The sequence below is a fragment of the Streptomyces sp. NBC_00154 genome (assembly GCF_026342835.1).
Classification (GTDB): Bacteria; Actinomycetota; Actinomycetes; order Streptomycetales; family Streptomycetaceae; genus Streptomyces.
In genome coordinates this window covers 5,571,830-5,595,869 of sequence record NZ_JAPEMI010000001.1, presented here as the reverse complement: position 1 = coordinate 5,595,869, position 24,040 = coordinate 5,571,830, and the positions used below count along the sequence as shown (strand labels likewise).

Below are 24,040 nucleotides of genomic sequence, written 5' to 3'. Positions count from 1 at the left end.
GAGCCGCCGCAACCCGGACGCCGATGAACAGGCAGGGCCTGCGCGATGAGAGGCCGCGCGAAGCCTCCGTCGGCGCCGCTGCCGCAGCGGGACGGGATCGATCCGGTCAGGGTGCGGCTCCCCGAGGATCCGGGCGAGGAGTGGGCGACGGTCCGCGATCATCTGCTGGCGCGGTTCGCCGGTGCGATCGGGGCGGACCGGGTGGACGCCATGTTCGCCGAGGGCCGGTTCGTCTCGGTGCAGGGGCCCGTGGCCCCCGACGAGCCGTACACGGCAGGCCGTTTCCTCTGGTTCCACCGGGACTTCGCGCCCGAGGAGCCGGTGCCGTTCCCGGTCGGTGTGGTGTACCGCGACGCCCGGCTCGTCATCGCCGACAAGCCGCACTTCCTTGCCACGACACCGCGCGGCCGGCACATCAGCGAGACGGCCGTGGCGCGGCTCCGCCGGGAGCTGGGGCTGCCGTCGCTGCAGCCCGCGCACCGGCTGGACCGGCTGACCGCGGGCCTGGTGCTCTTCGTCGTACGGACCGAGGACCGGGGTGCGTACCAGACGCTGTTCCGGGACAAGCTGGTGCGCAAGGAGTACGAGGCGGTGGCACCGTACCACCCCTCGATCGCCTTCCCCCGTACGGTACGGAGCCGGATCGTCAAGGAGCGCGGGGTGATCGCCGCCCGGGAGGAGCCGGGCGAGGCGAACAGCGAGAGCCGGATCGAACTGCTGGAGCACCGGGAAGGGCTCGGCCGATACCGGTTGCTGCCCGCCACCGGGCGGACCCACCAGCTGCGGGTGCACATGAACGGTCTGGGGCTGCCGCTCGTCCACGATCCGGTCTATCCGGTGATCGAACCGGAGGGTGCGGCGGACGACTGGACGCGTCCGCTGCAACTCCTGGCCCGAGTGCTGGAGTTCACCGATCCGGTCACGGGCGAGCCGCGCCGCTTCGAGAGCGGGCTGCGGCTGTCGGCGTGGCCGGACCGGTGAGACCCGGCGCGGTCAGTGTCCCCGGGCGATCCACTCGTCCAGGTGGGGTGCCTCCGCGCCGATCGTGGTCGAGTCGCCGTGTCCGGTACGGACGGTGGTCTCCGCCGGCAGCGCGAGCAGCCGGTCCCTGATCGACTCGACGATCGTCGGGAAGTGCGAGAAGGACCGTCCGGTGGCGCCGGGGCCGCCCTGGAAGAGCGTGTCCCCGGTGAAGACGGTGGCCAGCTCGGGGGCGTACAGACAGACCGCACCCGGGGCATGACCGGGCGTGTGCAGGACCTGGAGGGCGGTCCCGGCGATCTCCAGCTCCTGGCCTTCGGCCAGTTCGGCATCGGGGGTGCGGTGCGGATGGGTCTGCTTCCACAGCGGCAGATCGTCGGGGTGCAGCAGGATCGGTGCACCGGTGGCGTCGGCGAGGTCCGGTGCCGCGTCGATGTGGTCGTTGTGCGCGTGCGTGCAGACGATGGCGCGCAGCGTACGGCCGGCCAGCGCGGCCTCGATGGCAGCGGCGTCATGGGCGGCGTCGATGACGATCGCCTCGGTGTCGTCGCCGACGATCCAGACGTTGTTGTCGACTTCCCACTCGCCGCCGTCGAGGGCGAACGTGCCGGACGTGACGAGGTGGTCGATGCGGACGGTCATCAGAAGACCACCACCGAGCGCAGCACGTCGCCGCCGTGCATCCGGGTGAAGGCCTGCTCGATGTCGCCGAGTCCGATGGTCTCGGTGACGAACGCGCCGAGATCGATCCGGCCCTGCTGGTGCAGGTCGATGAGCATCGGGAAGTCGCGCGAGGGCAGGCAGTCGCCGTACCAGGAGGACTTGAGCGAGCCGCCGCGGCCGAACACGTCGATCATCGGAAGTTCGAGCTGCAACTCCGGTGTGGGGACGCCGACCAGGACGACGGTGCCGGCGAGGTCGCGGGCGTAGAACGCCTGCTTGTACGTCTCCGGGCGGCCGACCGCCTCGATGACGACGTCGGCGCCGTTGCCGCCGGTGAGGGAGCGGATCGCCTCGACCGGGTCGGTGGAGCGGGAGTTGACGGTGTGCGTGGCACCCATCTTCTTCGCCATGTCCAGCTTGCGGTCGTCGATGTCCACCGCGATGATCTTCGCCGCGCCGGCCAGCCGCGCGCCGACGACGGCCGCGTCGCCGACGCCACCGCAGCCGATGACGGCGACCGAGTCGCCGCGGCCGACCTCGCCGGTGTTGATGGCGGCGCCGATGCCCGCCATGACGCCGCAGCCGAGCAGCCCGGCGACGGCCGGGGAGACCTCGGGGTCGACCTTGGTGCACTGACCGGCGGCGACCAGGGTCTTCTCCGCGAACGCACCGATGCCGAGTGCGGGCGACAGCTCGGTGCCGTCCAGCAGCGTCATCTTCTGGCCGGCGTTGTGGGTGTTGAAGCAGTACCAGGGGCGGCCTCGCAGACACGCCCGGCACTGCCCGCAGACCGCACGCCAGTTGAGAATGACGAAGTCGCCGGGAGCGACATCCGTGACGCCGTCGCCGACGGACTCCACGACGCCCGCGGCCTCATGGCCGAGCAGGAACGGGAATTCGTCGTTGATGCCGCCCTGCTTGTAGTGCAGGTCGGTGTGGCAGACGCCGCACGCCTGGATCTTCACGACGGCCTCGCCGGGGCCGGGATCCGGGATCACGATCGTCTCGACCCGTACCGGCTCGTTCTTCCCCGGTGCGATGACCCCTTGTACCTGCTGCGCCATACCGCGGTCTCCCTTTTCGTGACGGTCCGGGCTTCTGTGACGTGCGACCGATGCCCGGTGATCGAACGCGAACAACCGTACGCGGTGGGTGGGTGTCACGGCAGCGGTGGCGCGGTGGCGCGCGGCAGGGCGGCCTCACCGGAGGCTCCTCGGGGCCGCCCTGCCGGTGTGTCAGGCCTCCGTGTCGTGGACCCGGCGTCCGCCGACGTATGTCTGCAGGACCCGGGTGGCGCCGATCTCCTCGGGCGGGCCCGCGTACACGTCACGGTCCAGGACCACCAGGTCGGCGAGGGCTCCGGCACGGATGGAACCAGTGTCGTCCAGGTGGTTCACATGGGCCGAGCCTGCCGTGTACGCCGCGATGGCGGCCGTGAGCCCGATGCGCTCCCCGGGCAGGAAGACCGGACCCTCGCCGTCCGGGGCGATCCGGTTGACCGCGGTGTGGATGCCGTGCAGCGGTTCGGCGCTGCTGACCGGCCAGTCGCTGCCCGCAGCAACGGTTGCGCCGGATCGCAGCAGCGCGCCGAAGGGGTACTGCAACGCGGCGCGTTCGTCGCCGAGAAAGGGGATGGTCAGCTCGTCCATCTGCGGTTCATGGGCGGCCCACAGCGGCTGGATGTTGGCTGTGGCACCGAGCTCGCGGAACCGGGGGATGTCGTCGGGGTGGACGATCTGGAGGTGGGCGAGGTGGGGCCGGGTGTCGGTGCGGCCGTTGGCGGTGCGGGCGGCCTCGACGGCGTCGAGTGCCTCGCGCACGGCGCGGTCGCCGAGGGCGTGGAAGTGGGTCTGGAAGCCGAGGGCGTCCAGTTCGGTGACGTACCGGCGCAGCTCGACGGGGTCGACGAAGCTGGTGCCGCTGTTGGCGGTGGCGCAGCCGCAGGCGTCGAGGTACGGGGTGAGCAGGGCGGCGGTGCCCGTCTCGGCGACCCCGTCCTGCATGATCTTCACCGAGCCGGCCCGGAACCGTCCGCCTGTCAGCTCCTTCCGCCTGGCGACGAGTTCGGGTATCTGCTCGGCGCCGCGCTCGCGGTCCCACCAGAGGGCGCCGACGACACGGGCGGTGAGCGATCCGTCGCGGGCTGCGGTCAGATAGGCGTCGGAGGCATCGTCCATCGAGCCGTAGACGCCGACGATGGCGTCCTGCCAGGCGGTGATCCCGTACGAGTGGAGGAGGCGCTGGGCTCGGAGCAGGGCGGTGAGCCGGTCGGTGGGGGTGGAGCGCGGGGTGTGCTGGGCGACCAGATCCATGGCGCCCTCCTGGAGGAGTCCGGTGGGCTCGCCCCGGTCGTCGCGCTCGATGCGGCCGTCGGCCGGGTCGGGGGTGTCGCGGGTGATGCCGGCGAGCGTCAGGGCGCGGGTGTTGACCCAGGCACCGTGGTGGTCGCGGTTGACCAGGAAGACGGGGCGGTCGGGTACGACGGTGTCGAGCCGGTCCCGGGTCGGGCTGCCGCCGTCGAAGGCCTCCATGGACCAGCCGCCGCCGGTGATCCACTCCTGGTCCGGATGGCTGTCGGCGTAGGCCCGTACCGCGGCGAGGGTGTCCGCCGCCGTACGGGACTCCGTCAGGTTGCACTGCGCGAGTTCGAGGCCGGCGGTGACCGGGTGGATGTGCGCGTCCTGGAAGCCGGGAACGAGCAGCCGGCCGGAGAGATCGACGACTTCGGTCCTCGGGCCGATCAGTTCACGCACCTCGTCGTGGCCGACGGCGGTGATGCGGTCGCCGGTGACGGCCACCGTGGTGGCGCGGCTGCGGGCCGGGTCCATGGTGAGGACGGGGCCGCCGGTGAGGACGAGATCGGCGGGGGTGTGGTGCATGGGTGGTTCCGTTTCCGTGGGAGTCATGGGGTGGCGCGGTAGGGTCTTTCGTTCGGATCAGGCCGCTTCGGTGACCGCGGGTTCGGCAGGGGCGAGGGAGCGGCCCGTGACGAAATACGGGGACTTCCTTACCCACTTGGCCCAGGCCGCCGCACCTACGCCGGTCAACAGCATGGCCGCCGGGCAGAAGAGCATGAACCAGCCGTTGTCCGGGCTGATCTCGAAGTGGTCGGCGGAGGTGTAGAAGGACCAGCAGAGATAGCCGCCGAGGCCGAGCAGCGCGACGGCGCTGAGCACCGGGAGTACGACGGCACGCAGCGCCTCGGACGGGCTTTCGCGCAGCAGGCCGCGGAAGCGGGCGGCGGCGGCCAGCGCGGTGAGCGCGTAGTAGACCGAGACGACGACGCCGATCGCGTTGACGGAGGCCAGGATCAGGTCGCCGACCTTCGGGATCACCAGGGACAGGACCGCGACGGCGGCGGCGACACAGCCGATCGCGACCGTTCCGGCCGCCGGTGTGCCGAACCGCGGGCTGACCTTGGTCCAGAGCGGACCGAGCGTACGGTCCCGGCTCATCGCGAACATGCCGCGCACGGTCGGGATCACACCGGACTGGAGGGAGGCCACGGCGGAGAAGGTGAGGGCGATCAGCGGGAGCGCGGCGAGCGGCTGGTCGGCGAGCCGGTCGCCGAAGTAGGTGAGCCCCTGCGCGCCGTGACCGGTCAACTCGTCCAGCGAGAGGACGCGTTGGAAGGCGAAGGAGCCGAGGAGGAAGAGACCGAGCATGGTGAAGAGGGTGATCAGCCCGGCCCTGGAGGCGTCCTGCGGGTCGCGGACCTCCTCATTGACGCTGAACGAGGACTCGAATCCCCAGTAGCAGAAGACCGAGAGGAGAAGCCCCTGGGCGAGCTGCTGCCCGGAGGGGATGGTGAACGGGTTGATCCAGTCCAGGCTGAACGGGTGTGGGCCGACGACCAGTCCGTACCCGCAGAACCCGAGCAGTACGACGTACTCGAAGACGAGCAGGTACTTCTGCAGATTGGCGGCGGACCGGATGCCGGTGATCGCGGTGAAGGTGACGGCGATCAGGACGGCGATGCCGAGGGCGGTCGACTGGGCGGTGGAGTCCGGGTCGAGGTGGAGCCCGGCGAGGGTGTGCAGCCCGCCCTCGCCCGCGAGTTGGAGCAGGGCGGATCCGGTGACCGTCGTGGTGTACGAGAGAAAGACGACGGTGGAGACGATGCCGATCCAGCCGACGAGGAAGCCGAGCCAGGGGCTGAGGGAGCGGCCGACCCAGACGTAGCCGCTGCCCATGTTCGGCTCGACCCTGTTGAGCCGGGAGTAGGCGCTCGCGATGCCCAGGATGGGCAGGAATCCGAGCAGCATGATGATCGGCAGATGGAGGCCGACGGCGCCCGCGGTGACGCCGAGACCGATGCCGATGCTCGTGGTTGCGGCGGTGGAGGACGCGGCGATGGCGAATCCGTCGACGACGCCGAGGCTCTTCCTGAGGGACGCGGCTCCTGGTGGGTCGCTGCCGTAGGGGGTGGGTGAGTCCGTCACGGTGGCTCCTTCGCCGAGGGGCGCTCTTCGGCCCCGATGGCGGCACATCGAACTCCTCGGGGGTTCTGCACGTCAACGCTGTTGTCATAAGGTGCGCCGCATGAGTGCGAGCGAGCGGGTGGTGGCGGAGGGGGCGCGGCGCCGCAGGCGTCCCACCAAGCAGGGCACGGTGCTGTCGGAACAGCTGATCGTGGAGACGGCGCTGCGGCTGATCGGCGAGCACGGGGCGGCGGCACTCACCGTGCGCCGGCTCGGCGCCGCCCTGGGGTGCGATCCGAGCGCGATCTACCGGTACTTCCGGGACACGGACGAGCTGCTGCTCGCGGTGGCCGACGAGCTGATCGGCCGTACGCTGTCCGGCTGGCGGGCGACCGGTGACTGGCGGGCCGACCTGCGTGACCTGGGGTTGCGCATGCATGCCGACTATCTGGCGCATCCGCAGGCGGCCCTGCTGACGTGTGCCCGGGTCACGGGCCGTACCCACGAGATCCAGGCGGTGGAGACCATCCTCGGGATTCTGCGCGGGGCGGGCTTCCCGGACGGCGAAGCGGTGCGGATCTACCACGTGTTCGTCGACCAGACGCTGTCGTTCGCAGCGCTGGACGCGTCGACGCTGGTGCTGTCGGAGCGGGCCCGCGCGCTGGAGGTGCAGACGTGGCCGCAGACGTACGCACGACTGGAGCGGACCACGCATCCGCACATCGCGGCGACCGCGTCGGTACTGGTGGCGGAGATGGGCCGCAGCGGCTATCCGGCGGCGCTGGAGATGATGCTCGCGGCGGCCGCGGCGCGGCTGCAGCATGTGACAGCGAGCCCGTCCGGCGCCTGAGGCCGGGCCTCAGGGCGCGGTGGACGGCCGGCTCGTGCACAGCACCTCGGTGAACGGCCTCAGGGCGCGAGGACGTCCAGCTCGTGCAGGGCGCCCACGGCGATCTCCTTCGTCAGCCGCTCCGACTCGACCGCGTCGCCCTCCCGCACCGCCTCCGCGAGCCGTACGTGGAGTGTGACCGCCGCCGGGTCGGGGTCCTCGAACATCACCTGATGGTGGGTGCGCCCCGCCAGGACCTCGGCGACGACGTCACCGAGCCGCGCGAACATCTCGTTCCCGGAGGCGTTGAGCACGATCCGGTGGAACGCGATGTCGTGTTCCAGATAGCGCTCCAGCTGCTGACCGCGTGAGGTCGCGACCATCCCGAGCGCGCATTCGGTGAGGGCCGCGCACTGGTCCGGCGTGGCGTGCCGGGCCGCGAGCCCCGCCGCGACCGGTTCGATCGCCGAGCGCAGCACGGTCAGGGAGCGCAGTTGGCGCGGCCGGTCGGCGCCCGCCAGTCGCCACCGGATGACCTGCGGATCGTAGACGTTCCAGGCCTCGGTCGGCTGCACGGTCACACCGACCCGGCGCCGGGACTCGACCAGGCGCATGGACTCCAGGACACGGACCACTTCGCGCACGACCGTGCGGGAGACGTCGAAGCGCTGGGCGAGCTCGTCGGTGCGCAGCACCTGGCCCGGCGGGCAGTCCCCCGCGGCGATCTCCAGGCCCAGGGTGTCCAGCACGTGTGTATGCAGCCCGGGGCCCTGTGTGGTCATGGACAAAGCCTACGGGGCGCCCTTGAGGAACAAAAAGTACGACGTTTACGTCACAGCATCTTGAATAAGTCGTACGTATAGGTTTCAGTAGCGCGACGGACCGATGTCGAGGAAGACGTCGACGGAGACAGCGAGGCACCACCAATGAGCACCCCCCACGTCGTCGTGGTGATGGGCGTTGCAGGGACCGGCAAGACCACGATCGGCCCCCTGCTCGCAGCCGAACTCGGCGTTCCGTACGCCGAGGGCGACGACTTCCATCCCGCGGCGAACATCGCCAAGATGTCGGCCGGCACCCCGCTGGACGACTCCGACCGGTGGCCCTGGCTCGATGCGATCGGGCAGTGGGCGCACGGCCGGGCCGGACTCGGCGGCGTCGTCAGCAGTTCGGCGCTGAAGCGGGTCTACCGCGACCGGCTGCGGGCCGAGGCCCCCGGGGCCGTCTTCCTCCATCTGACCGGCGACCGCGCCCTCATCGAGGAGCGGATGGCTGAGCGCAAGGGCCACTTCATGCCGACCGCACTGCTCGATTCGCAGTTCGCCACCCTGCAGCCGCTGCAGGACGACGAGGCCGGCGTCGCCGTCGATGTGTCCGGCACCCCTGAAGAAATCACCCAGCGAGCCGTCGCCGCGTTGCGCCGGCTCGAAGTCTAAGGATCATCACCGTGACCAGTCTCAGCGTCGAGATGCTGGCAGCGGACGCCGTCGAACCCATAACTTCGGCCGGTAACGCGCAGCTGGGCATCGCCGTTCTGGCGGGCATCGCCGTCATCGTTCTGCTCATCACCAAGTTCAAGTTGCATGCCTTCCTGGCGCTGACCATCGGATCACTCGCGCTCGGCTCCTTCGCCGGCGCCGCCCCCGCCAAGACGATCGCCAGCTTCACCGCCGGCCTCGGCTCCACGGTCGCGGGTGTCGGCGTCCTGATCGCGCTCGGCGCCATTCTGGGCAAGCTGCTCGCCGACTCCGGCGGCGCGGACCAGATCGTCGACACGATCCTCGCGAAGGCGAGCGCGCGGGCCATGCCGTGGGCCATGGTGCTGATCGCCTCGATCATCGGTCTGCCGCTCTTCTTCGAAGTCGGCATCGTGCTTCTGATCCCGGTGGTGCTGCTCGTCGCCAAGCGCGGCAACTACTCCCTGATGCGCATCGGTATCCCGGCGCTCGCCGGTCTCTCCGTGATGCACGGGCTGATCCCGCCGCACCCCGGCCCGCTGGTCGCGATCGACGCCCTCGGCGCCAACCTCGGTGTGACGCTGGCGCTCGGTGTGCTGGTCGCCATCCCGACGGTGATCATCGCGGGTCCGGTCTTCTCCCGGTACGCCGCCCGCTGGGTGGACATCAAGGCCCCGGAGAAGATGATCCCGCAGCGCCCGTCCGAGGAACTGGAGCACCGTCCCAGCTTCGGCGCCACGCTGGCGACCATCCTGCTGCCCGTCGTGTTGATGCTGGCCAAGGCCCTCGTCGACATCGTCGTGGACAACCCGGAGAACCACGTCCAGCGGGTCACCGATGTGATCGGCTCGCCGCTGATCGCTCTTCTTGCGGCCGTCATAGTCGGCATGTTCACGCTGGGCCGGGCCGCCGGTTTCACCAAGGCGCGGCTCTCCACCACCGTCGAGAAGTCCCTCGCCCCGATCGCGGGTGTGCTGCTGATCGTCGGTGCGGGCGGTGGCTTCAAGCAGACCCTCATCGACGCCGGTGTGGGCCAGATGATCCTGGACTTCTCCAAGGACTGGTCGATCCCGGCGCTCCTGCTGGGCTGGCTGATCGCCGTCACGATCCGGCTCGCGACCGGCTCGGCGACCGTGGCCACGATCTCTGCGGCCGGTCTGGTCGCCCCGCTCGCCGCGGACATGTCGACGTCGCACGCGGCGCTGCTGGTCCTCGCCGTCGGTGCGGGCTCGCTCTTCTTCAGCCACGTCAACGACGCCGGTTTCTGGCTGGTGAAGGAGTACTTCGGGATGAGCGTCGGCCAGACGGTGAAGACCTGGTCGGTGATGGAGACCATCATCTCCGTGGTCTCGCTGGCCTTCATCCTGCTGCTGTCGCTGATCCTCTAGCCGGACAGCCCCTGGCGACGCGCCGGATCATCGTCCGGCCCGTCGTCGGATTCCCCCCACAGCGGGTGTTCGGTCCGCGCCCAATGGCGCTCGACCGACCCGGTGCGCATGCCACGGCGTGCCTCCGGGTCGGCGAGCGCCATTGCCATGTGCCCGGCCAGCACGATCCCGATCGCGAGCGCCAGCCAGTCGTGCACGAAGGTGGCGCCGGTACGCCACATCAGCGGGGCGAGACCGGTGAACCACATCAGCACCCCGGTGCCGATCATGACCAGCACGGCGCCGGCGATCCAGGCCGCGTACAGCTTCTGACCCGCGTTGAACTTCCCGGCCGGGCGGGACCCGGGCCGGTGGTCACGGCGGCGTACCGCCCGTAGCCACAGCCGGTCGTGCGGCCCGAACCGGTTGAGCCGGGACAGGTCGGCGCGCAGCGCCCGGGAGATGAGACCGGCCAGCAGCGGTACGGGGATCAGCAGCCCGGACCATTGGTGCACGGTCACCACGAGATGGCGGCGGCCGACCAGTTCGGCGAGCTGGGGTACGTACAGGCAGGCCGCGGTCGCCACGCACACCAGCATCAGCCAGGCCGTGGTGCGGTGCACCCAGCGCTCCGCACTGCTGAAGCGGTGCATCCGCCCGGCGGGCTCAGCCGGTGGGGTCGTCGTCGCGGCCGTTGGACCGCCCGACCCAGGCATCGACGTCATATCCGAGTTCCTCCCAGTAGCCGGGCTTCACGGAGTCGGTGACGGTGATCCCGGAGAGCCATTTCGCCGACTTGTAGAAGTACATCGGGGCGACATAGAGGCGGACCGGACCGCCGTGCGAGTGGGCCACCGGCTTGTCCTGCATGCGCAGGGCGACCAGCACATCGGGGCGCCGTGCCTGGTCGAGGGTGAGGCTCTCGCTGTACGTACCGTCGAAGCAGGTGAAACGGATCGCCTTCGCTCCGGGCCGCACCCCGGCCGCGTCCAGCAGCGCGGAGAGCCGGACGCCCTCGAACGGGGTCTCGGGGACCCGCCAGCCGGTGACGCACTGGACGTCGCGGACCAGCCTGGTCTGTGGCAGGGCGCGGAGCCGGTCCAGGGTGTACGTGGCGGGCCGGTCGACGAGGCCGTCGACCGTCAGCCGGTAGTCGGCGGCGCTCTTCCTCGGTACGGACGAGGCGACGGAGTAGTAGCGGAAGCCGCCGCCGTTGGGCAGCAGCCCGGTCAGGCCGGTGGGGTCCTTGTCGGCGACCGCGCCGAGCCCGGATTCCATCACCCGCTGGAGGACGGGCGCCGCCACGACTGCGGCGGCGCCGGCCCCGAGCATGGTCAGGACCAGGCGGCGGCCGACGGGTGTGCCTTCGGCATCGGGAGGGCGACTGTTCACCCGACCATTCGAGCACCCGCAGCCGCCCGTCACCAGGGGCTGCGGGTGTCCGTCACACTTCGGTAAGACGACCGGGCTCAGTGGTGGACCGAACCGCTCTCGGCCGCCTTCTCCAACTGGAACGCCTCGTTGCCCAGGCCGATCCTGGCGTGCACCTCCGGCTTCGCGGATCGCAGGACCGCGCCGTACACCAGGCCGATGACGAGCGCGGCGACGACAACGCCGGGCAGCACCCAGTTGAGCACCGAGCCCGGGCCCGAGCCGACCAGCACGTCGAAGTCCCGGACCGTGAAGACGGCGATCGCCAGCATCGCCACCCCGGCCAGGCCGGAGGCGATCAGCCGCGGCAGCTGCGCCCGGCCCGCGCCGCGCTTCACGAAGAACGCGATCACGGCGAAGGACGCCGCGGCCATCAGCAGGATGACGCCGAGCGCGCCGACGTTGCCCATCCAGGTGAACAGGTGCAGCACGGGGGCGGTCGGGTCACCGACCGGGTTGTCGTCGGTGAACGCGAAGGCCAGCACGATGACCAGGGATACGACGGTCTGGAGAAGCGAGCCGGTGGCGGGTGCGCCGCTGGACTTGTTGGTACGGCCGAAGGCGGCGGGCAGCAGGCTCTCGCGTCCCATCGCGAACGCGTAGCGGGCGACGACGTTGTGGAAGCTGAGCAGCGCGGCGAACATGCCGGTGACGAAGAGCACGTGCAGTACATCGGTGAAGGTCGTGCCGAGCCGGTCGTCGGTGAGACCGAACAGCAGCGCGGGACCCTCCTTGAGGGAGCTGTCCGCGATGAACCCGGGGCCCGCGGCGACGGTCAGCGCCCAGGAGCTGAGCGCGAGGAACAGCGCGGCGTAGCCGACGGCGAGGAACATCACCCGGGAGACGACGATCTGCGGGCGGCTGGTCTCCTCCGCGTACACCGGGGCCTGCTCGAAGCCGACGAACGCGGCGATGCAGAAGCAGAGCGCGGTGCCGAGTCCGGCGCCGGTGAGGGTGTCGGGGTTGAAGGCGTGCATGGAAAGGCCCTCAGGTCCCGGCTTGGAGACGGCTGCGATGTCGAAGATCACGACGAGGGCGCATTCGACGACCAGCAGCACGCCGAGGACCTTGGCGTTGAGGTCGATCTTCAGCCAGCCGAGGACACCGACGACCAGTACGGCGACGACAGCCGGTATCCACCAGGCAACGTCCATCTCCAGGTACGTGGAGAAGAGCCCGGAGACCTCGAAGCCGAGGATGCCGTAGATGCCGACCTGCATGGCGCTGTACGCGACGAGGGCGACGAGCGAGGCCCCGGCGCCCGCGGTCGGGCCGAGCCCACGGGCGATGTACGCGTAGAAGGCACCGGCGTTGTGGACGTGCCGGCTCATCTCCGCGTAGCCGACGCTGAACAGCATCAGGACGATGCCGAGGATGACGTACAGCAGGGGCTGGCCCACGATGCCCATCACGCCGAAGACGGTGGGCATCACCCCGGCGACGACCATCAGGGGAGCGCTTGCGGCGAGCACCGAGAGCAGCAGCCCCGCGGTGCCGAGCCGGTCCGCACGCAGGGCCCGCTCCTCACCCTTGTAGGTGCTGATGCCGCCCGTATCGCCGGTCACGCCGGTCTCACTCGTTCTCGAACTGCCCGTCGACATGGCGGGGGTGGTCCCTTCGTTGAGGAGAATCAGGGGAGAAACACTGGGAGTTGCACAGCAGCGGGTGGATCTGCGGCAGGTGGACCTGCGGCGGGTGGCTCCTCAAGGCGTACCGAGCGCGGTACCGCGCGCCGTGAGGAAGGCCTGGTACGGGTCCCGGCCCGAGTACGACCAGGGGGCGGCCGTCACATGGGGCCCGATACGGAGGAAGAGGGCGGCTGCCTCGGCCGGCCTGCCCTCGCAGACCTTGGCGTGGGCCAGGAAGTTGAGGTCGGCGCGGTTGCGCGGGTGGTCCTCGCGCTCCCATTCCAGCCACCAGTCGAACGCGGCCTTCATCACCTGCCGGGCCCGCCGCCCCGACCAGTGCCCGGAGCGCACCGGGTCGTCGGACTCGCTGCCCGCGGCGACCAGGACGCGGTAGCGCTCGGCGTGCGCGACGACGGGGAGGACGGCGAGCGGCGAATCGGCGGGGGCCTGTTCGGCGGCCCAGGCGGCGAAGTCGTAGACCTCGTGCAGCGGGTCCTGGCCGCTGTCGGGGTGGTTCTCGGCGAGCCGGGCCGTCATCAGATGATGCGCGTGGTGGTGGTCGGGGTGGCGGATGCGTACCGCGTCGAAGAGCTTCCCGGCCTCCTCCTGCGTGCCGTGCACACGGGCCAGCATCAGCTGTCCCAGCCAGGGCGTGGGGTCGTCGGGGGCCAGTCGCGCGGCGCGCAGACAGGCCTCGCGGGCCGCCTCGGGCGTGTCCTTGCCGTGCAGGGCGCGGACCACGGTGGCGCAGGCCAGCAGGGTGGCGGCGTCGGCGCTGTCGGGTTCGGCGAGCAGCCAGTCGCGGGCCCAGCCGGCGGCGGACGGAGTCTCGGCGAGGGCGAGGACGCGATGGCTGCGGCGGTCCCAGTCGCTGCCGGTCTCGACCAGGAGCGAGCGGGCTCTGGTCCACCGTCCTTGGGTGAACTGCCCTCGAACCTCGCTGAGTTCGGTGTCGTCGAGCGCCGGGTCGAACGGGTGGCCGGAGCGTCCGCCCCGTCTTCGGGAGCGGCCCAGGGGAGGCGGGGGCGGGGACACCGCTGGCTTCCTTTGCGAAACGGGTACGCGCAGGTACGGGCTGGAAGAGGACGGCGGTGGGAGCGGTGGTGCGTGGGCATTACTGATCGCGCACAGCCAAGCGGTAGGCAAGGCTCCGCGTCAAGAGTTGACCTTGATCAACTGCATTCATTTACAGAAGAGTTGGCCGGAACCCGGCATTCATGAGCCCTCATCACCTACGTGACGGGGCATGCCAGACTTGCGCCATGTCGAACCGTGAGCCTCTCAAGCCCTTCCTTCTCGCCTTTCCCGGGCCGCTGCGCGATCAGCTGGTGAGGGCGGTCCTCTCGGGCGCGAAGGTGTCGACGACGGGGCTGCTGGCGGAGTACGAGGCGGAGAAGGAGGAGCTGCCTCCGGTGGGCGAGCGGTCGGCGGTGATCGACTCGGCCGGCCGGGAGGTCGCGGTGGTGGAGGTGACCGAGGTACGGATCCTGCGGCTCGGCGACATCGATCTCCAGCACGCGATCGACGAGGGCGAGGGCGACACCTCGGTGGCCGCATGGCGCGCGAGCCATGAGCGGTTCTGGCAGGGCGAGGAGATGCGGGAGGCGCTCGGCGACCCGGAGTTCACGGTCGACGACGAGACACTGGTCGTCGCCGAACGGTTCCGGGTCGTCGAGCTGCTCGTTCCGGTCGGGGCGGAGGACCGGCCGACCCGCGGTACGCAGGACTGACCTCCGCCCAGCCGCCGTCGAGACACTCCGCAGCGCCCTGGCGCGCCGCTGTGCCGTGGGTCAGCAGAACCAGCCGTCCTGCACCCAGCCGTGACGGTTGATGTCGCCGTAGGCGAACCCGTACACCCAGCCACTCTGTTCGCTCTCCACCGTGAAGGTCTAGTCGTAGTTGGCGTAGAAGCTCGCGCTCTGACACACGATCACCGCGTGCTCGGGCGGCACCACCGCCTGCGCGGGCGCCCCCATGGCCAGCACGGCGGCGGAAGCCATGGCGACCAGCGCCTTGGTCACGATCCTCATTGCTCATCCTCTCCGGTCACGCGGGAGATCCGGTCTGCGAGCGGGGCTTCGTTCCGTGCGTGGAAGGTGGCGCGTGGCGCGCGACCCTCATACGAGGGGGCGCCGGTCGAGGTACGCGACCAGGATGGCGCCCGTGGTCTATGCGGGTAGACCCCAGGACGGAGAAATTTACATGCACATGACATTTCAGCCATCGCCGCGCCGGCGTCGAGAACGGCGACCCCGTGGGCCGGCCGGAACCTCTCCGGACGGCCCACGGATCGGAGTCCTCAGCCGACCGCCTCCGCCGCGGCCCGGCCCGCCGCCCGCCCGGAGAAGATGCAGCCACCGAGGAACGTTCCTTCGAGTGAGCGGTAGCCGTGCATCCCGCCGCCGCCGAAGCCTGCCGCCTCCCCCGCCGCGTACACACCGGGCAGGGGCGTGCCGTCCTCCCCGAGCACCCGTGACGACAGGTCCGTCTCCAGGCCGCCGAGCGACTTCCGGGTAAGGATGTTGAGTCGTACGGCGATCAGCGGACCGGCCCCGGGGTCCAGGATGCGGTGCGGGGCCGCCGTACGGATCAGCTTGTCGCCGAGGTACGTGCGGGCGCCCCGGATCGCCGTGATCTGGAGGTCCTTGGTGAACGGGTTGGCTGTCTCGCGGTCCCGCGCGGTGATCTCGCGGCGCAGCTCCGCCGCGTCGATCAGCGGTTCGTCGGTGAGCGCGTTCATGCCGCGGACCAGTGATTCGAGGTCCTTCTCGACGACGAAGTCCACGCCGTTGTCCATGAACGCCTTCACCGGTCCCGGCACGTCCGCGCGCGCCCGGCCGATCACACCGCGGATCGACTTGCCGGTCAGGTCGGGATTCTGCTCCGAGCCGGAGAGCGCGAACTCCTTGCCGATGATCTTCTGGTCGAGAACGAACCAGGTGTAGTCGTAGCCCGACTTCATGATGTGCTCGAGGGTGCCGAGCGTGTCGAAGCCGGGGAAGAGCGGCACCGGCAGCCGCTTGCCGCGGGCGTCCAGCCAGAGCGAGGACGGTCCCGGCAGGATCCGGATGCCGTGCTTGGCCCAGATCGGGTTCCAGTTCTCGATGCCCTCGGTGTAGTGCCACATCCGGTCGCGGTTGATGTGGTGGGCGCCCGCCTCCTCGGTGATGCCGAGCATCAGCCCGTCGACGTGGGCGGGAACCCCGGAGAGCATCTTCGCGGGCGGGGTGCCGAGCCGTTCGGGCCACTGCTTGCGCACGAGGTCGTGGTTGCCGCCGATGCCGCCGGAGGTGACGATCACCGCCTGGGCCTTCAGCTCGAAGGCGCCGGTCGCCTCGCGGCTGCTCGCGGTGCCGCGCTGGGCGCCGCTCGGTTCGAGGAGTTCACCGGTCACGGTGTCGATCGCGCCCGCGCTGCGGCCGAGGCCGGTGACCCGGTGGCGGAACCTCAGCTGGACGAGCCCCTTGGCGACACCCTCGCGGACCCGGCGCTCGAAGGGGGCCACGACACCGGGGCCGGTGCCCCAGGTGATGTGGAAGCGGGGTACGGAGTTGCCGTGGCCGTTCGCGTCGTAGCCGCCACGTTCGGCCCAGCCGACCACGGGGAAGATCCGCAGTCCCTGGGCGTGCAGCCAGGACCGCTTCTCACCGGCCGCGAAGTCGACGTACGCCTCGGCCCACTTCCGTGGCCAGTGGTCCTCCTTGCGGTCGAAGCCGGCCGTACCGAGCCAGTCCTGGAGGGCCAGTTCGCGGCTGTCCTTGATCCGCATGCGGCGCTGCTCGGGCGAGTCGACGAGGAAGAGGCCGCCGAAGGACCAGTGCGCCTGGCCGCCGATCGACTGCTCGGGCTCCTGGTCGAGCAGGATCACCGTGCGGCCCGCGTCGACGAGCTCGGCGGTGGCCACAAGACCCGCGAGTCCTGCCCCGATCACGATCACATCAGCGTCGTACGCCATGGGTTCCATCCTTGTCGGGGCGAGTCGGGGCGAGCGGGGCGAGTCGGGGTCCGCGAGGGAGCGCCGGAAGTTACTCGTGCGTCAGATCTTCGGCACCGGCCGCTGCGGCGTCAACCGCCCGGTCGGACGCGCTCCGGCCGCATCCTCCCCCCGGAGGCGCTATCGTCGAAACAAATCACCCTCTCCTGGCCGGACTTGAGGTAGAGAAGCGTGTCGGTGCTGGTGCTCGTACTCGCCGTGAGCGCCGCCTGCTGTCTGGGATTCGGCTTTGTCCTGCAGCAGGCCGCCGCCCGGCACGCCCCGAGGAGGGATTATCTCTCCCCCCGGCTGCTGCTCGACCTGATGCAGGTGCGGAGCTGGCTGGCCGGGGTCGGCCTGATGGTCAGCGGCATGGCGCTGGGGGCGCTGGCCCTGGGCAAGGGCGAGGTATCCGTGGTCGAGCCTCTCCTGGCGACCAATCTGCTCTTCGCCATGGCCCTGTCGCGCCATCGCACCGGCCAGCGGCTCGGCCGGCAGGGCTGGGCCGGACTCTGGCTGCTGGCAGGCGGTGTCACCGCCTTCCTGCTGGGGGGCCGGCCGCAGGGCGGCGAGACGATCACGAACGCACTGCGGCACTGGCTGGTGGTCGGCGTGGTCGTGGGCATAGCCCTGCTGCTCACCACCTTCGCCAAACGCTCGCAGCACGGAGCGGCCCCGGCGCTGCTCGCGGTGGCGGCCGGGCTGCTGTACGGCCTCCAGGACGCACTCACCCGGATGAGCGGGGAGGTGCTGTCGGACGCGGGGTGGACGGCACTGGTGACGAGCTGGCAGCCGTACGCGGTGGTGGTGCTGGGCGTGACGGGGCTGATCCTGGTGCAGAGCGCGTTCGAGACGGCGCCGCTGCGGATGTCGCTGCCCGCGCTGACCGCCGCCCAGCCGCTGGCCGGGATCGCCTGCGGGATCGGTTTCCTGGGCGACCAGGTGCGCACCGATGCGGGTGCGCTGGCCTGGCAGGCGGCCGGGCTGGTGGCGATCGTCGTCGGGATCGTGCTGCTGGGGCTGCATCCGGCGATGCCGACGGGTCACGACCACCACCGCCGGAAGCGCAGCCTGCAGCCGCACTGACGGGCGCCTCGCCGGGCGCGCGGGCGGTTCATGCGTCCAACCCGCCCGGTGCCGGTCGGTGATCCCCGGTTCCGGAGCTGAGGTTGGATGGGCTGCATGACTGCTGCTGACGAAATTCTGGACATCGTCGACGAGAACGACGAGGTCGTCGGTCAGGCCCCGCGCGGTGAGGCGACCGTGCGGGGCCTGCGCCATCGCTGTGTCTTCATCGAGGCCAGGGACGCCGAGGGCCGGCTCTTCGTGCACCGCAGGACCCCGACCAAGCTGGTCTTTCCCTCGCACTACGACATGTTCGTCGGCGGGGTGGTCGGCGCGGGCGAGTCGTACGCCGAGGCGGCGCTGCGCGAGGCCGAGGAGGAACTCGGTGTCACGGGACTCCCCCGCCCTGAGCCGCTCTTCAAGTTCCTCTACGAGAGCGCGGAGCACACCTGGTGGTCGCACGTGTACCAGGTACGGTGCGAGCTGCCGGTGAACCCGCAGGTGGAGGAGGTCGCCTGGCACACCTTCCTCACCGATGACGAGCTGACGGAGCGGCTCGGCGACTGGCAGTGGGTGCCGGACGGCCTGGAGACGTATCGCCGGCTGCGGGAGTACCGGGCAGGCCGGGCCCCGGCAGGAGACCGGCAGAGCGCTGGTTAGGGTTCGGACGTGAACGACTTCGTACAAGGTCTGAGGCTGTGGTTCGCGCCGGAGCGGATCCGTGACGAGGGCGACACCCCCGACTACCGCTTCTCGCTCGCCAACGAGCGCACCTTCCTCGCCTGGATCCGGACGGCTCTGGCGCTCATCGGCGGCGGCTTCGCCGTCGACCAGTTCCTGCCGGAGCTGGCCTGGGGGGTCCGGACGGGGCTGGCGCTCGCGCTGCTGGCGGCCGGTGTGCTGTGTGCGCTGCGGGCGGTCAACCACTGGGTGCGGTGCGAGCGGGCGATGCGGCGCGGCGAGGACCTGCCGGTCTCCCGCTTCCCGGCGCTGCTCGGACTTGCGGTCGCCGTCGTCGCCGTCTCCATGGTGGTGGTGGTCGTCTTCGGCTGGGAGAGCCGTTGACGGCCGCCGTCCGGGACCCCGGGCTGCAGCCCGAGCGGACCAGGCTGGCGTGGCGGCGTACCACCCTGTCCTGCACGGTGGTGGCTCTGCTGGCCGGCAAGCAGGCCCTGCACAACGGTGCGACCCCGGCCGGATTCGTCGCCCTGTCGCTGAGCGTGCTGGCCTGGCTGGGCTTTCTGCAGGTGGCGCACCGGCGGGTGCGCGGGATGGGGACCGCGCGGCCGCGCCCCCTGTCGCCGCGCGGCGCGCTGACAGCGGCGGTGTGCACGGTGGCGCTCGCGGTGTTCGCGGCGGCGATGATCTTCTGAGGGGACGTGTCGGGGCCGTCAGCTGTCCCAGGGGACGGTGACGACGATCTTCCCGCGGGTGCGCCCCTCCTCGTTCAGCCGGTAGGCGTCCGCGGCCTGTTCCAGCGGGAAGGTGCGGTCGACATGGACCGAGATGACGCCCTGCTCGGCCAGGGCGCTCAGCTGGGCGAGGTCGTCGGCGTCGGGCCGTACGAAGGCATAGCGGCCGCCGTACGAGAAGACCTCGCCGTCCGCGATGGACACCAGCCGGCCCCCGGGCTTCAGCACTTCCGCGGAGGCACGCAGCGCCTCGCCGCCGACGGTGTCGAAGGCGGCGTCGACCCCGTCGGGGGCCAGGGCCCTGATCCGGTCGGCGAGCCCTTCGCCGTACGCCACCGGCTCGCCGCCGAGCTTTCGCACATGGTCGTGGTTGTGGTCGCTGGCGGTGCCGATGACGCGGGCGCCCGCGTGCCGGGCGAGCTGGACGGCCAGTGAGCCCACCCCGCCCGCGGCCGCGTGGACCAGCACGGTGTCGCCGTCCTGGATCCGCAGTGAGCGGTGCAGCACCTGGTACGCGGTGAGACCGGCCAGCGGCAGGCCCGCCGCCGCCTCGAAGCTCAGGCTGAGCGGCTTGCGGGCGAGGGTGCGCACGGGGGCGGCGACGTACTCGGCAAAGGTGCCGCGGGACAGGAAGTCCTCCCGCACATAGCCGATGACCTCGTCGCCGACAGCGAATTCGTCGACGGCGATACCGGGCTGTACGACGACTCCGGAGACGTCCCAGCCGGGGATCACCGGAAAGACGGCCTCCAGTCCTGACTGGAGATGGCCCTCCCTGGCCTTCCAGTCGACCGGGTTGACGGCCGCTGCCCGCACTTTCACCAGCACACTGTCCGGGCCGACCTTGGGGTCGGGTCGCTCGCCGTACTCCAGGACCTCGGCCCCGCCGTACCTGCTGTAGCTGATCGCCTTCATCTTCCGACCATCCGGGCTGCTCAGGCCGGACGCAACTCAGACGGTGACGGCCTCGGACGGTGGCCTCGGCGTGGGCGGTCCGTGGCCGGACGCCCGCCCCGGATCAGGACCGCGTCGGCGGCCTCCCGACACGCGGTCCGCCCCCGGGCCGCCCCGGGCTCACCAGCGTGGGATGGCCGGCGTCACCCACTCCGGCTCGGCCTTGCGCATGGCCGCCGCGTCGTCGCGCTCGCGCATCGTGCCGTCGTCGGCGAGCCACCGCCGGTGCAGTACGGCCAGCCGTTCCCGGTCGAGTTCGACGCCGAGCCCCGGGGCGTCGGAGACGGTCAGCCGACCGTCCTTGAACACATGACGGGTGGTGATGACGTCCTCGGTCTGCCAGGGGTAGTGGCTGTCGCAGGCGTAGTCGAGGTTGGGGACGGTGGCCGCCACGTGGGTCATCGCGGCGAGGCTGATCCCCAGATGGGTGTTGGAGTGCATGGAGAGTCCGACTCCGAAGGTGCGGCAGATCCCGGCCAGCTCACGGGTGCGGTGCAGGCCGCCCCAGTAGTGGTGGTCGGAGAGCACGACCTGGACGGCGCCGCGGGCGAAGGCCTCCGGGACCTCGGCGAGGGTCGTGACGCACATGTTCGTGGCGAGCGGTACGTCGGTGCCCGCGGCGACGGCGGCCATCAGGTCCGTGCCGGTCGCCGGATCCTCCAGATATTCGAGTACGTCCTTCAGCTGCTCGGCGACGTGCAGCGAGGTCTTGACGGACCAGGCGCCGTTCGGGTCCAGCCGCAGCGGCTGCCCGGGAAACGCCTCGGCGAGGGCGCGGATCGCGGCGATCTCCTGGTCGGGTTCGAAGACGCCGCCCTTGAGCTTGAAGGAGGAGAAGCCGTACTCGCGGGCGAACCGACGCGCCTGGGCGACGACTCCGGCCGGGTCGACGGCCGCACCCCAGTCGTCCTGTTCGCCGCCCTCGGGATGGGCGGCCCAGCGGTAGAAGAGGTACGCGCTGTACTCGACGCTGTCGCGGACCCTGCCGCCGAGCAGCGCGTGCACGGGCAGGCCGAGGGACTTGCCCAGGGCGTCCAGGCAAGCGACCTCGAAGCCGGAGATGACGGAGAGCCGGAGCTTGTCTGAGGTCTGGACGCCGCGCAGGCCGCCGGCTTCCACGCGCTCGTCGGCGGCGCGTGAATCACCGCACACCTCCTCGGCGAGGGCGAAGAGGCCGTTCAGATCGCTGACCGAGCGGCCGACCAGGGCCCGGGCGAGCGGCTCGGCGAGTTCGAGGTACTTGCCGTCCCCGTAGGTCTCCCCGATGCCGGTCGTCCCACCGCGCGTGATCACCTCCACGATGAGCCGTGGGGTGTACGGCTGGTGGACGCCCTGGGTGTTGAGCAGCGGCGGGTCGGCTATGAGGATCGGGGTCAGCCGGACTTCGTCGATCAGCAACGCAGTATCCATACGTGAACCATATTCAGAGACAAGACCGGACGCCAGACTCCGGGACCACTGGAACCGGAGTCCGCACCGGGGAATCCGGGAGTTCACTGGACGACATACCGACTGGTCGGCATCATGAGCTTCGACGTCTTTTCACCCCGGAGGTGCGCACGATGAGCTCAGTCCACCCGCCAGGTCTCGACCTGGACCGGCTCCGCGGATATCTCGACCGCGAGCGGCCGGGTCTGGTGAACGGACCGCTCGAAGCCCGCCTCATCGAGGGCGGTCGCTCCAACCTGACGTACATCGTCACGGACGGCACCGGCCACTGGGTCGTCCGCCGGCCGCCGCTCGGTCATGTCCTCGCCACCGCGCACGACATGAAGCGCGAGCACCGGGTGATCAGCGCACTGCATCCGACAGCCGTGCCGGTGCCCGAGCCGGTGCTGCTCTGCGAGGACGATTCCGTCATCGGGTCGCCGTTCTACCTCATGGAGTACGTCGAGGGGACCCCGTACCGCACCGCCGAGCAGCTCGCCCCGCTCGGCCCCGAGCGCACCCGGGCGGCCGTCCTCGGACTGGTCGACACACTGGTGGAACTGCACGCGGTGGACGCCGAGTCCGTGGGGCTCGGCGACTTCGGACGCCCCGAGGGTTTCCTCGACCGGCAGCTGCGCCGCTGGGGCAAGCAGCTGGACGCCTCCCGCAACCGCGAACTGCCCGGCATCGACGAGCTGCACGCCGCGCTCGGGCGCGAACTGCCCGTCTCCCCCGCGCCCACCGTCATCCACGGCGACTACCGCCTGGACAACGTCCTGATCGGCTCGGACGACGAGATCAAGGCCGTCCTCGACTGGGAGATGTCGACACTCGGCGACCCGCTGACCGACCTCGGCCTCCTGGTGATGTACAGCTCCGATCTCGGTCTGCCCAGGTCCCCGGTCTCCACCACCAGCGGCGCGGCCGGCCACCCCACCCCCGCCGAACTGATCGAGCGCTACGCCGCCCGCTCCGGCCGGGACACCTCCGCCATCTCCTGGTACACGGCGTTCGCGTGGTTCAAGCTCGCCGTGATCCTGGAGGGCATCCACTACCGCTACACCCTCGGCCAGACGGTCGGCGCCGGCTTCGACCGGATCGGCGATCTCGTCCCTGTCTTCATCGAGCACGGCCTCACCACTCTTCAGGAAGGCTGATCAGCCCATGGATTTCGCATTCGACGCCCGCACGGAAGAGCTGCGCACCAAGCTGCTCACCTTCATGGACGAGCATGTCCTCCCGGCCGAGAAGATCGCGGACGAGCAGCGCGCACTGCTCGCCTCCCCGTGGGACACCCCGCAGGTCGTCGAGGACCTGAAGGCGGAGGCGCGCAAGCAGGGCCTGTGGAACCTCTTCCTGCCCGACGCGGAGTACGGCGCCGGGCTGACCAACCTCCAGTACGCTCCGCTCGCCGAAATCACCGGCCGGTCCCCGCAGTTGGCACCGACCGCGCTGAACTGCGCGGCGCCGGACACCGGGAACATGGAGGTGCTCTTCCAGTTCGGCACGGACGAGCAGAAGAAGCAGTGGCTGGAGCCGCTGCTCGCCGGTGAGATCCGGTCGGCGTTCGCCATGACGGAGCCCGAGGTGGCCTCGTCGGACGCGACGAACATCGAGACCCGGATCGTGCGGGACGGCGACGACTACGTCATCAACGGCCGCAAGTGGTACATCTCCGGGGCGATGAACCCGGACTGCCGGATCTTCATCGTGATGGGCAAGACCGACCCGGACGGCCCCGACATCCGCCGCCAGCAGTCGATGATCCTGGTCCCGCGTGACACGCCCGGCCTCGAAGTGCGTCGCGCGATGCAGGTGTACGGGTACGAGGACCACTACCACGGCGGTCACGCGGAAGTCGTGTTCACCGATGTGCGGGTGCCCGCCACGAACCTGATCGGCGAGGAGGGCGGCGGCTTCGCCATCGCCCAGGCGCGTCTCGGCCCGGGCCGGATCCACCACTGCATGCGGCTGATCGGGATGGCCGAGCGGGCCATCGAGCTGATGTGCAGGCGGGCGGTGTCCCGTACGGCATTCGGCAAGCCGCTCGCCCAGCAGGGCGTCGTGCAGAACTGGATCGCGGACGCGCGGGTCACGGTGGAGCAGCTGCGGCTGCTGGTGCTGAAGACGACGTGGCTGATGGACACCGTCGGCAACCGGGGTGCGCACACGGAGATCCAGGCCATCAAGATCGCCACCCCGCGCGCGGTGGTCGACATCCTCGACCAGGCGGTGCAACTGCACGGCGCGGGCGGCGTCAGCCAGGACTTCCCGCTGGCGGAACTGTGGGCGGCGGCGCGGACGCTGCGGCTGGCCGACGGGCCCGACGAGGTGCACCAGAGGTCGCTGGCGCGACGCGAGATCAAGCGGTACCTGTAGCAGCGCGGCGCGGGCTGCAGCCACGCCGTGTCCTCGAAGCCGGACGGGCTTA

Annotated in this window: 24 protein-coding genes; 11 read left to right on the top strand and 13 right to left on the bottom strand. The window is 70.6% G+C overall.

The genetic code is table 11. The annotated features are described in order from the left end of the window. Window positions 1-45 precede the first annotated feature (45 nt). Window positions 46-981 (top strand): pseudouridine synthase, encoded by a 936-nt coding sequence (locus OHA03_RS25065; RefSeq protein WP_267006034.1) that lies wholly within the window; start codon window positions 46-48, stop codon window positions 979-981. Window positions 982-993: 12 nt separating this feature from the next. Here the strand turns inward: OHA03_RS25065 and OHA03_RS25060 are convergent, their stop codons facing one another. From OHA03_RS25060 to OHA03_RS25045, 4 genes are all read right to left on the bottom strand, one after another. Next, on the bottom strand, window positions 994-1,623 hold the full coding sequence (locus OHA03_RS25060; RefSeq protein WP_267006033.1) for an MBL fold metallo-hydrolase: 630 nt from the start codon (window positions 1,621-1,623) through the stop codon (window positions 994-996). Then, window positions 1,623-2,708, bottom strand: a complete 1,086-nt coding sequence (locus OHA03_RS25055) for an S-(hydroxymethyl)mycothiol dehydrogenase (protein ID WP_267006032.1) — start codon at window positions 2,706-2,708, stop codon at window positions 1,623-1,625. The genes OHA03_RS25060 and OHA03_RS25055 overlap by 1 nt, the downstream gene beginning before the upstream one ends. Before the next feature lie 171 nt (window positions 2,709-2,879). Beyond that, window positions 2,880-4,523, bottom strand: coding sequence for an amidohydrolase (locus OHA03_RS25050; protein ID WP_267006031.1), 1,644 nt, complete (start codon window positions 4,521-4,523; stop codon window positions 2,880-2,882). A gap of 57 nt (window positions 4,524-4,580) precedes the next feature. After that, window positions 4,581-6,086, bottom strand: coding sequence for an APC family permease (locus tag OHA03_RS25045; RefSeq protein ID WP_267006030.1), 1,506 nt, complete (start codon window positions 6,084-6,086; stop codon window positions 4,581-4,583). Window positions 6,087-6,186: 100 nt separating this feature from the next. On the opposite strand from OHA03_RS25045, the gene OHA03_RS25040 reads away from it, so the two are divergent. Continuing rightward, complete coding sequence (locus tag OHA03_RS25040) at window positions 6,187-6,915, top strand: TetR/AcrR family transcriptional regulator (RefSeq protein ID WP_267006029.1); 729 nt, start codon at window positions 6,187-6,189, stop codon at window positions 6,913-6,915. Window positions 6,916-6,974: 59 nt separating this feature from the next. Here the strand turns inward: OHA03_RS25040 and OHA03_RS25035 are convergent, their stop codons facing one another. Beyond that, window positions 6,975-7,676 (bottom strand): FadR/GntR family transcriptional regulator, encoded by a 702-nt coding sequence (locus OHA03_RS25035; protein ID WP_267006028.1) that lies wholly within the window; start codon window positions 7,674-7,676, stop codon window positions 6,975-6,977. A 144-nt stretch (window positions 7,677-7,820) separates the two neighbouring features. Between OHA03_RS25035 and OHA03_RS25030 the strand changes: the two genes are divergently transcribed. Together OHA03_RS25030 and OHA03_RS25025 are read left to right on the top strand one after the other, a co-directional pair. After that, window positions 7,821-8,330, top strand: coding sequence for a gluconokinase (locus tag OHA03_RS25030; RefSeq protein ID WP_267006027.1), 510 nt, complete (start codon window positions 7,821-7,823; stop codon window positions 8,328-8,330). Between the two features lie 11 nt (window positions 8,331-8,341). Then, entirely contained in the window at window positions 8,342-9,739 is a 1,398-nt protein-coding gene (locus OHA03_RS25025; RefSeq protein WP_267006026.1) for a gluconate:H+ symporter, read from the top strand. Here OHA03_RS25025 and OHA03_RS25020 read toward each other — a convergent pair. The 4 genes from OHA03_RS25020 to OHA03_RS25005 form a co-directional block, all read right to left on the bottom strand. Next, window positions 9,736-10,371, bottom strand: coding sequence for a cytochrome b/b6 domain-containing protein (locus OHA03_RS25020; RefSeq protein ID WP_267006025.1), 636 nt, complete (start codon window positions 10,369-10,371; stop codon window positions 9,736-9,738). The two genes, OHA03_RS25025 and OHA03_RS25020, sit on opposite strands and share 4 nt — an antisense overlap. Before the next feature lie 13 nt (window positions 10,372-10,384). Next, on the bottom strand, window positions 10,385-11,050 hold the full coding sequence (locus OHA03_RS25015; RefSeq protein ID WP_267008148.1) for a molybdopterin-dependent oxidoreductase: 666 nt from the start codon (window positions 11,048-11,050) through the stop codon (window positions 10,385-10,387). Window positions 11,051-11,187: 137 nt separating this feature from the next. Beyond that, the gene (locus OHA03_RS25010; protein ID WP_267006024.1) at window positions 11,188-12,750 is read right to left on the bottom strand and encodes an APC family permease; all 1,563 of its coding nucleotides are present in this window, start codon (window positions 12,748-12,750) and stop codon (window positions 11,188-11,190) included. A gap of 102 nt (window positions 12,751-12,852) precedes the next feature. After that, a complete protein-coding gene (locus OHA03_RS25005) occupies window positions 12,853-13,812 on the bottom strand; it encodes a hypothetical protein (RefSeq protein ID WP_267006023.1) in 960 nt (319 codons plus the stop codon). Window positions 13,813-14,039: 227 nt separating this feature from the next. Here OHA03_RS25005 and OHA03_RS25000 point away from each other — a divergent pair, with 227 nt between their 5' ends. Continuing rightward, entirely contained in the window at window positions 14,040-14,507 is a 468-nt protein-coding gene (locus OHA03_RS25000; RefSeq protein WP_267006022.1) for an ASCH domain-containing protein, read from the top strand. Between the two features lie 159 nt (window positions 14,508-14,666). On the opposite strand, the gene OHA03_RS24995 is transcribed toward OHA03_RS25000, so the two are convergent. Next, on the bottom strand, window positions 14,667-14,807 hold the full coding sequence (locus OHA03_RS24995) for a hypothetical protein (protein ID WP_267006021.1): 141 nt from the start codon (window positions 14,805-14,807) through the stop codon (window positions 14,667-14,669). 269 nt (window positions 14,808-15,076) lie between these two features. Then, the gene (locus OHA03_RS24990; protein WP_267006020.1) at window positions 15,077-16,732 is read right to left on the bottom strand and encodes an FAD-binding dehydrogenase; all 1,656 of its coding nucleotides are present in this window, start codon (window positions 16,730-16,732) and stop codon (window positions 15,077-15,079) included. A gap of 210 nt (window positions 16,733-16,942) precedes the next feature. Here OHA03_RS24990 and OHA03_RS24985 point away from each other — a divergent pair, with 210 nt between their 5' ends. From OHA03_RS24985 to OHA03_RS24970, 4 genes are all read left to right on the top strand, one after another. Next, entirely contained in the window at window positions 16,943-17,836 is an 894-nt protein-coding gene (locus tag OHA03_RS24985; protein WP_267006019.1) for a DMT family transporter, read from the top strand. A 96-nt stretch (window positions 17,837-17,932) separates the two neighbouring features. Continuing rightward, window positions 17,933-18,475 (top strand): NUDIX domain-containing protein, encoded by a 543-nt coding sequence (locus tag OHA03_RS24980; protein WP_267006018.1) that lies wholly within the window; start codon window positions 17,933-17,935, stop codon window positions 18,473-18,475. 9 nt (window positions 18,476-18,484) lie between these two features. Next, entirely contained in the window at window positions 18,485-18,880 is a 396-nt protein-coding gene (locus OHA03_RS24975; protein ID WP_267006017.1) for a YidH family protein, read from the top strand. Next, window positions 18,877-19,188: a DUF202 domain-containing protein gene (locus OHA03_RS24970; protein ID WP_267006016.1), complete on the top strand. Its 312-nt coding sequence runs from the start codon at window positions 18,877-18,879 to the stop codon at window positions 19,186-19,188. The genes OHA03_RS24975 and OHA03_RS24970 overlap by 4 nt, the downstream gene beginning before the upstream one ends. Window positions 19,189-19,206: 18 nt before the next feature. On the opposite strand, the gene OHA03_RS24965 is transcribed toward OHA03_RS24970, so the two are convergent. Beyond that, a complete protein-coding gene (locus tag OHA03_RS24965; protein ID WP_267006015.1) occupies window positions 19,207-20,142 on the bottom strand; it encodes an NADP-dependent oxidoreductase in 936 nt (311 codons plus the stop codon). A 159-nt stretch (window positions 20,143-20,301) separates the two neighbouring features. Beyond that, window positions 20,302-21,591 carry a glucarate dehydratase family protein gene (locus OHA03_RS24960; protein ID WP_267006014.1) on the bottom strand — a complete coding sequence of 430 codons (1,290 nt, stop codon included), beginning with the start codon at window positions 21,589-21,591 and terminating at the stop codon, window positions 20,302-20,304. Window positions 21,592-21,743: 152 nt separating this feature from the next. Here OHA03_RS24960 and OHA03_RS24955 point away from each other — a divergent pair, with 152 nt between their 5' ends. Both OHA03_RS24955 and OHA03_RS24950 read left to right on the top strand, forming a co-directional pair. Next, window positions 21,744-22,766, top strand: coding sequence for a phosphotransferase family protein (locus tag OHA03_RS24955; RefSeq protein ID WP_267006013.1), 1,023 nt, complete (start codon window positions 21,744-21,746; stop codon window positions 22,764-22,766). A gap of 7 nt (window positions 22,767-22,773) precedes the next feature. Further along, window positions 22,774-23,988, top strand: coding sequence for an acyl-CoA dehydrogenase family protein (locus OHA03_RS24950; RefSeq protein ID WP_267006012.1), 1,215 nt, complete (start codon window positions 22,774-22,776; stop codon window positions 23,986-23,988). Window positions 23,989-24,040 lie beyond the last annotated feature (52 nt).